9 protein-coding genes are annotated in these 7,389 nt (G+C 64.3%); 7 read left to right on the forward strand and 2 right to left on the reverse strand.

Annotated features, from left to right (window positions below; all coding sequences use genetic code 11):
* The 3 genes from AC1D00_RS18625 to AC1D00_RS18635 all read left to right on the forward strand — a co-directional run.
* Window positions 1–1,143, forward strand: a 1,143-nt coding sequence (locus tag AC1D00_RS18625) for an AMP nucleosidase (RefSeq protein ID WP_477011663.1), incomplete at its 5' end; no start/stop codon positions are given.
* 121 nt (window positions 1,144–1,264) lie between these two features.
* Entirely contained in the window at window positions 1,265–1,876 is a 612-nt protein-coding gene (locus AC1D00_RS18630; protein WP_025575113.1) for a tetratricopeptide repeat protein, read from the forward strand.
* Between the two features lie 136 nt (window positions 1,877–2,012).
* Window positions 2,013–2,288, forward strand: coding sequence for a DUF1488 family protein (locus AC1D00_RS18635; protein ID WP_025575111.1), 276 nt, complete (start codon window positions 2,013–2,015; stop codon window positions 2,286–2,288).
* A 183-nt stretch (window positions 2,289–2,471) separates the two neighbouring features.
* Here AC1D00_RS18635 and AC1D00_RS18640 read toward each other — a convergent pair whose 3' ends face one another.
* Complete coding sequence (locus tag AC1D00_RS18640) at window positions 2,472–2,954, reverse strand: CinA family protein (protein ID WP_135175584.1); 483 nt, start codon at window positions 2,952–2,954, stop codon at window positions 2,472–2,474.
* A 167-nt stretch (window positions 2,955–3,121) separates the two neighbouring features.
* Here AC1D00_RS18640 and AC1D00_RS18645 point away from each other — a divergent pair, with 167 nt between their 5' ends.
* The 3 genes from AC1D00_RS18645 to AC1D00_RS18655 are packed head-to-tail and all read left to right on the forward strand — an operon-like array spanning window position 3,122 to window position 5,726.
* The gene (locus AC1D00_RS18645; protein ID WP_025575108.1) at window positions 3,122–4,180 is read left to right on the forward strand and encodes an amidohydrolase family protein; all 1,059 of its coding nucleotides are present in this window, start codon (window positions 3,122–3,124) and stop codon (window positions 4,178–4,180) included.
* 23 nt (window positions 4,181–4,203) lie between these two features.
* Complete coding sequence (locus AC1D00_RS18650) at window positions 4,204–5,313, forward strand: amidohydrolase family protein (protein WP_477011664.1); 1,110 nt, start codon at window positions 4,204–4,206, stop codon at window positions 5,311–5,313.
* Window positions 5,313–5,726 (forward strand): Rieske (2Fe-2S) protein, encoded by a 414-nt coding sequence (locus AC1D00_RS18655; protein ID WP_477011665.1) that lies wholly within the window; start codon window positions 5,313–5,315, stop codon window positions 5,724–5,726. Before AC1D00_RS18650 ends, AC1D00_RS18655 begins: the two co-directional genes overlap by 1 nt.
* 121 nt (window positions 5,727–5,847) lie before the next feature.
* Here the strand turns inward: AC1D00_RS18655 and tcuC are convergent, their stop codons facing one another.
* Window positions 5,848–7,173: an MFS transporter gene (gene tcuC, locus AC1D00_RS18660; protein ID WP_135175580.1), complete on the reverse strand. Its 1,326-nt coding sequence runs from the start codon at window positions 7,171–7,173 to the stop codon at window positions 5,848–5,850.
* On the opposite strand from tcuC, the gene AC1D00_RS18665 reads away from it, so the two are divergent.
* A partial coding sequence (locus tag AC1D00_RS18665) for a hypothetical protein (RefSeq protein WP_477011666.1) occupies window positions 7,172–7,389 on the forward strand: 218 nt, incomplete at its 3' end. The two genes, tcuC and AC1D00_RS18665, sit on opposite strands and share 2 nt — an antisense overlap.

Consider the following 7,389-nt stretch of genomic DNA (forward strand, 5'->3'; position numbering starts at 1 on the left):
CCCGTGGAGATCGGCGAGTCGGCGGAGCCGATCCCGATTCACTTCGCCTATCGCCGCGACATCAACATCGAGGCCGCCATCACCACCGGCGAGAATTCCCTTGTGGCGCGATCGCTGCGGGACGCGTTCGACGTGCCCGATCTCGCCACCATGGACGATTCGATCGCCGACGGCACCTTCGAGCTTCAGCCGGGGGTGCCCGAGCCGCTGTCCCTGTTTCGGGCTGCCCGCGTCGATTACTCGCTGCGGCGGCTCTATCACTACACCGGCACGGATCCCGAGCACTTCCAGAACTTCGTGATCTTCACCAACTACCAGTTCTACGTCGATGCCTTCGCGCAGCTCTGCCAGCAGCGGCTTCAGTCCGGCGAGGCCGGCCTCGAAGCCTTCGTCGCGCCCGGCAATGTGATCACGCGGAGCGGCGGCGCGACGAGCGGGGACGCGCCGACGCGCACGCCGCAGATGCCTGCCTTCCATCTGGTCGAGCCCGGCTATCGCGGCATCACCCTGATCAATATCGGCACGGGCCCGTCCAATGCGCGCAACGTCACCGATCACGTCGCGGTGCTGCGCCCGCACGCCTGGCTGATGCTCGGCCATTGCGCGGGCCTGCGCAACACGCAACGGCTCGGCGACTACGTGCTCGCCCATGGTTACGTGCGCGAGGACCATGTGCTCGACCGCGAGCTGCCGCTCTGGGTGCCGATTCCTGCACTGGCCGAGATGCAGGTCGCGCTCGAGGAGGCGGTCGAGGACGTCACGGGCCTCGAAGGCTTCGAGCTGAAGCGCCTGATGCGCACCGGGACTGTCGCGAGCGTCGACAATCGCAACTGGGAGATCTCCGGGCCCGAGGTGATCCGCCGCCTGTCGCAATCGCGCGCGGTCGCACTCGACATGGAATCGGCCGCGATCGCCGCCAACGGCTATCGCTTCCGCGTCCCCTACGGCACGCTGCTCTGCGTCTCCGACAAGCCGCTGCACGGCGAGATCAAGCTTGCGGGCATGGCCAGCGAATTTTATCGCCGCCGCGTCGGCCAGCATCTCGAGATCGGCCTGAAGGCGCTGGAGCGGCTCAAGCAGCAGGAATCCGAGCGGCTGCATTCGCGAAAGCTCCGCAGTTTCGCCGAAGTCGCGTTTCAGTAAAGGACAAGAGGACTGTCGTACGAACGCTAACGTCTCCGTGAGCACAGCGCCCCGGAATATCTCTGCCGCAGCAGGGTTATCAGGTCGTCCGGGGCCGCGTTGTCAGAAACAGGAGACAGGAATGATCACAGCGATGATCAGGTTCGTTGCGCTGGGAACGTTTGCGGCAGTGCTGGCGTCCCCGGCATATGCTGCAGGCGGTGGCGGTGGCGGAGGTGGCGGCGGAGGTGGCGGCATGGATCCTTTTGCGAGCACCTATTCAGCGCCGAGCACGGCCCAACCGACCTATCCGAAGCGCTCGGGAACGAAGGCCACGCAGAAGAACAAAAAGCCCAACAACCAGTCCAGCATCGGCGATCCCGCATTCGCGGCCGGCTACCGCGTGGCCTATGACACGATCTACGAGCGCAACGACTATGCGGCTGCGATCGCGCAACTGAAATCGCTTGGACATGACGACCATCCGAACGTCGCCAACCTCATCGGCTACTCCTACCGCAAGCTCGGTGACTACGAGCAGTCGCAGGTCTGGTACGAGCGCGCATTGAAGGCCGATCCGAACCACGTGCTGACGTGGCAATATTACGGACTGTGGCAACTCGAGCGGGGCAACCGCGAGCAGGCGCTCTATCACCTCGGCCGGATCGCATCCATCTGCGGGACGGATTGCGAGGAGTACCGATCGCTGGCCGCGGCACTCGATAAGCCGACCGGCACGGCGTTCGCATACTGAAGGTGGTGAGTCGCCGTCTCATAGCGCCGCGCTGGTTGATAGGCTCCGTATGACTGCCATGTCCTCTGGCGCGGATAGTGACAACGCGCCAGATTTTCAGCATTGTCCCGTTCGGGGGCGCGAACGGGACAATTGGATGCCGCTGACGCGCGACAAAATCATTGGTCATGATCTCGAACGGCTGGCCTTTCGCTTCACCATGCTGAACGACGGCGAGGTCGTGCAGTGTCAGATCAGCGACGCCGCTATGGACGAGCTCGCGGGCATGCAGGGCACCGAAAGCAGCGCGCGGCAGGCGCAGTTCCTGTCGCTGCGCGAGACCATCGAGCGGATCGCGTCAGACCTCTACGACGAAGCCCCGCGGTTTCAGGGATATGTGGTGCGGATCTTCATGCGGCATTTGGGGGGGTAGTGTCGCCTTGTTTTCCGCTGTCATCGCCCCATCCTCCGCTGTCATCGCCCGCGAAGGCGGGCGATCCAGTACTCCGAGACAGCAATGATTGAATCGTGAAGCCGCGGCGTACTGGATGCCCCGCCTTCGCGGGCACGACAGCAACTATGTAGCAAGACGGTCCCGACTCACTCGCGCAGCAGCTCACCCCTCCAGTTTCTTCAGCAGCAATCTCAGCGCCGTCGCCGCAAATACCTGCATGTTCGCAAGCCGGTCGCTGCCGCCCGTCTCCAGCGTCATCACCTCTGCCGCGGGGCCCGCGACCGCCATGCAGCTATGGCCGGCGTCGTCGCCATAGCGGTTGCCGGTGGGGCCGGCGGCGCCGGTTTCGGACAGGCCCCAGTCGCAATTGAAGCGGCTGCGCATCTGTTCGGCGAGGAGCTTCGCGTAGGGCTCCGACGAGGAGCGGAAGCCCTTCATTCCTTCGTCCGAAATATCCATCAGCACGCGCCTGGCATCGCGGGTGTAGACCACGGCGCCACCGAGGAAAAAGGCGGACGCACCGGGCACCGCGAGCAGGCTGGCCGCGATCAGGCCGCCGGTCGAGGATTCCGCCACCGCGATGGTCTGTTTGCGCGCGATCAATTGGGCCGCGACCTGTTCCGCAATGCCGACGAGCTCTTTCATCCCTTTAACCTCTCATTCCCTCGCAACCGAGCTCAACCTTCCTAGCATAAGCTGGCTGCCTTGGCCGAGTTGCGGGCGACGGTCAGGCCTGCTTGAATGGCGCACACAAGGCGGAGCGGCCTGTCCGCTCGCGAGAAGACGTGACGAGGAAATGTGAAGGAGACGTGATGGCGTCCCTGATCGCCGGCGGGGTGGATTGCGACGTGCATCCGGCCGTGCCGCATCTGACCAGCCTGCTGCCGTACCTGAACGACTATTGGCGCGATCAGGTGACGACGCGCGGCATGGTTGATCTCGTTTCGCAATCCTACCCGCAGAACTCGCCGATCGTGGCGCGTCCCGACTGGCGTCCCGAAAGCGGCAAGCCGGGCGAAAGCCTCGAGGACATGCAGCGCCATGTGCTCGATCCCTTTCGACTCAAGCATGCCATCTGCAATCCGCTCTACGGCGTGCAAATGGTGTTTTCCGAGGACATGCAGGCTGCGTTCTGTCGCGCGCTGAACGACTGGCTGGTGAAGGAATGGCTCGATCGTGACAAGCGGCTGCGCGGCTCGATCGTGATCCCCACGCAAAGCGTCGAGAAGGCCGTCGCCGAGATCGAACGCTGCGCGCAGGACCGGCGCTTCGTGCAGGTCTTGATGCTGGTCATGGGCGACACGCCGCTCGGCAAGCGCGCGCTGTGGCCGATCTACGAGGCCGCGGAACGGCTGGACCTCGCGGTCGGCATCCATGCCGGTTCCGCCTATCACAATCCGCCGACCTCGGTCGGCTGGGGTTCCTATCACATCGAGGATTATGTCGGTCAGGCCCAGGCGTTCCAGACCCAGCTCACCAGCGTGATCGTCGAGGGTGTGTTCGCCAAATATCCGCGGCTGAAAATGGTGATGCTGGAGTCCGGCGTCTCCTGGATCTCCCCTTATCTCTGGCGGCTTCACAAATTCTGGCGTGGGGTGCGGATGGAGACGCCCTGGGTCGATCGCGCGCCGCTGGAACTTGTGCGCAGCAACATCCGCTTCTCGTTACAGCCATTTGATGCGCCGCCGGAACCCGAGACATTAATTCGCCTGTTTGATCATATGCAGTCGGACGAATTGGTCCTATTCTCCACGGACTATCCACACTGGCAGTTCGACGGCCAGGACGCGCTCCCCCAGGGCCTCACCCCCGATCTCGTGCGCAAGATCATGATCGACAATCCGCATGCGACCTATCCCCGCCTGACTTAGCCGCTGCCAGAGGAGGCAAGGCGATGAATATTCAATTCCGCGAAAGCACCGAAGCCGCTTCCCCCCTGACGACCAAGACCGCGATCGCGGATTGCGACATCCATCCGGCCCGCGCGACCCGTACCGAGCTCTATCCCTATCTCGCAAAACGCTGGCAGCATCATCTCGAAGTCTACGGTGTGCACGCCTACCAGGGCATGATGGAAGGCCCGCCCTATCCGAAGGCCCAGCCCAACGCCTCGCGCCGCGACGCCTATCCGCCGGAAGGCGGGCCGCAGGGCTCCTCGCTCGCCTTCATGCAGAAGCAGCTGCTCGACCCCAACAACGTGCAGCTGGGCGTGCTCAATCCGCTCAACACGGGGCAGGGCATCCGCAATCACGAGCTCTCGGCCGCTTTGTGCTCGGCGATCAACGACTGGCAGATCGACAAATGGACCAGCAAGGACAAACGGCTGAAAGCGTCCATCGTCGTCGCCAATGAGGACGGGCTGTCGGCCGCCGCCGAAATCCGCGAGCGCGCCGGGGACAAGAATTTCGTTCAGGTGCTGCTGCTCAGCCGCAACGTCGAGCCGCTCGGCCAGCGCCGCTATTGGCCGATCTATCAGGCCGCGGAAGAGGCCGGCCTTCCCGTCGGCGTCCACGCCTTCGGCTTCGGCGGTAACCCGATCACGCCGTCGGGCTGGCCTTCCTATTACATCGAGGAGATGGTCGGACATTCGCAGTGCCAGCAATCGGCGCTGGCCAGTCTCGTTTTGGAAGGCGTGTTCGAGCGCTTCCCGAAGCTGAAGATGGTGATGATCGAGGCCGGCTTCGGCTGGGCGCCATCGCTTGCGTGGCGACTGGACAAGGCCTGGCGGCGGCTCAGGAGCGAAGTGCCGCRTGTGAAGCGTCCGCCGTCGGAATATATCCGCGAGCAGGTGTGGTGGACCACGCAGCCGATGGAAGATCCGGAGCGGCGCGAGGATCTGTTCGACGTCATCAAGTGGATCGGCTGGGACCGCCTGCTGTTCGCGACCGATTATCCGCACTGGGACTACGACGAGCCGTCGCGCGTCTTGCCGGCGGGCGTCAGCGATACCAACCGCGAGGCGTTTTACCTGGGCAATGCCCGGAAGCTCTACGGAATCAATTGATGGCGCGTCACGTGATCGCGCCGGTCGATGAGTTGCCACCCGGCACGCGAAAATTCCTGGAGATCGAGGGACGGCCGATCGCGGTCTTCAACATCAAGGGCGAATATTTCGGCCTGATGAACCGCTGCCCGCATCAGGGCGCGGCGCTGTGCGAGGGGCCGCTGATCGGGCTCGCGCAATCGAGCGATCCCGGCGAGATCGAATACACCAAGCTTGGCGAGATCATCCGCTGTCCCTGGCACGGCTGGGAGTTCGACATCCGCACCGGCCAGTCCTACTGCGACCCTCGCCGCTTCCGCGTGAAGGCCTATCCGGCCCATGTCGAGCCCGGCACGAGCGTGGTGAAGGGCCCGTATGTCGCCGAGACTGTCACGGTGAAGGTCGAGAGCGATTACGTGGTGGTGGAGCTGTAGGCCCCCACCGTCATTCCGGGGCGATGCGAAGCATCGAGCCCGGAATCCATCGTGCGACAGGAATGCTGGGAGAAATGGATCCCGGGCTCGCCTCTTCGAGGCGCCCCGGAATGACACTGAGCTAGTGCCCCGCAACCGGCTCCGCCACCGCATCATATGTCGGCACCGCCTTGCCGCCGCTGCGATACACCGTCGAGGCCGCGATGATGCCGAGCAGGGCGGCGAACATCAGCCAGAAGCCGGGCGAGGCCTTGTCGCCGGTGCGCTCGATCAGCCAGGTCGAGGCGAACGGCGTGAAGGTGCCGAACAGCGCGGCAGCGAGCGCGAAGGCGAGCGAAAAGCAGGTGGTGCGGACATGCGCCGGCACGATCTCGACGAGGGCGCCGAGCATGGTGCCGCTGTAGACGCCGAAATAGAACGAGAACATCATCTCGACCGCGAGCAGCTTGCCGAAGGTCGGCGCGGCCACCAGCCAGTGCAGCGCCGGGTAGGCGGTGACGAGCGCGAGGCAGGCGATGGTGATCAGCACCGGCTTGCGGCCGATGCGGTCGGACAGCGCGCCGCCGACCGGATTCCAGAAGAAGTTGGTCACGGCGACCAGCAGCGTCACGAGCAGCGCGTCCTGCGTCGACAGCTTCAGCACGGTCTTGCCGAAGGTCGGCGTGTACACGGTGACGAAGTAGAACGTCGTCGTGGTCAGGATCGCGATCATCATGCCGAGGATGACGATGCGCCAGTTGGCGAGGGCGGAGGCGAACACCTCGCTCGCGGTCGGATGCTTCTTCATGGCGAGGAAGGCCGGCGTCTCCTCGAGCGTGCGCCGCAGGAAGAAGATCAGGGGAATGATCAGGCAGCCGACGAAGAAGGGAATGCGCCAGCCCCAGGCGGCCACCGTGTCGGCCGGCATCACCTCGGAGAGGAGATAGCCGAGGATCGAGGCCACGAAGATCGCGACCTGCTGGCTCGACGACTGGAACGAGGTGTAGAAGCCGCGGTTGCCGGGCGTGGAGATCTCGGCGAGATAGACCGACACGCCGCCGAGCTCGACGCCGGCGGAGAAGCCTTGCAGCAGGCGGCCGATCAGCACGATGACGGGCGCCGCGATGCCGATGGTCGCGTAGCTCGGGCAGAACGCGATCACGACGGTGCCGATGGCCATGATGCCGAGCGTGACGATCAAGCCCTGGCGGCGGCCGATGCGGTCGATGTACGCCCCGAGCACGATCGCGCCGACGGGCCGCATCAGGGCGCCGAGCCAGAACACGCCGAAGGTGTTGAGCAGCGAGGCGGTCTCGTTGGTGGAGGGGAAGAACGCCTTGCCGATGGCGGCGGCATAGAAGCCGAACAGGAAGAAGTCGAACTGTTCGAGGAAATTGCCTGAGGTGGCGCGCAGGATCGCGCCGATGCGCGACTTGATCTCGGGCGGATTGGTTGCTGGTCCGGCCATGACGTTGCTCCCCTTCAAATGTGGCCGGACCGGAACTCACTTCTCGGCAGGCGACAGTGCTGCGACAATCTGTCCTACCCCTTGCCGCGCAGGGCGCGGCGGGTCAATCGGTTTTCAGGAGGAAGCTGATGATTTTTCAGGCTTTATTTTGCGTCGCAGCAACGATCCACTGACGGAACGCGGCGAGCTTTGGCGCCTCGCGGCGACCCTCCGGCG

Source organism: Bradyrhizobium sp. P2_E8 (genome assembly GCF_056403875.1).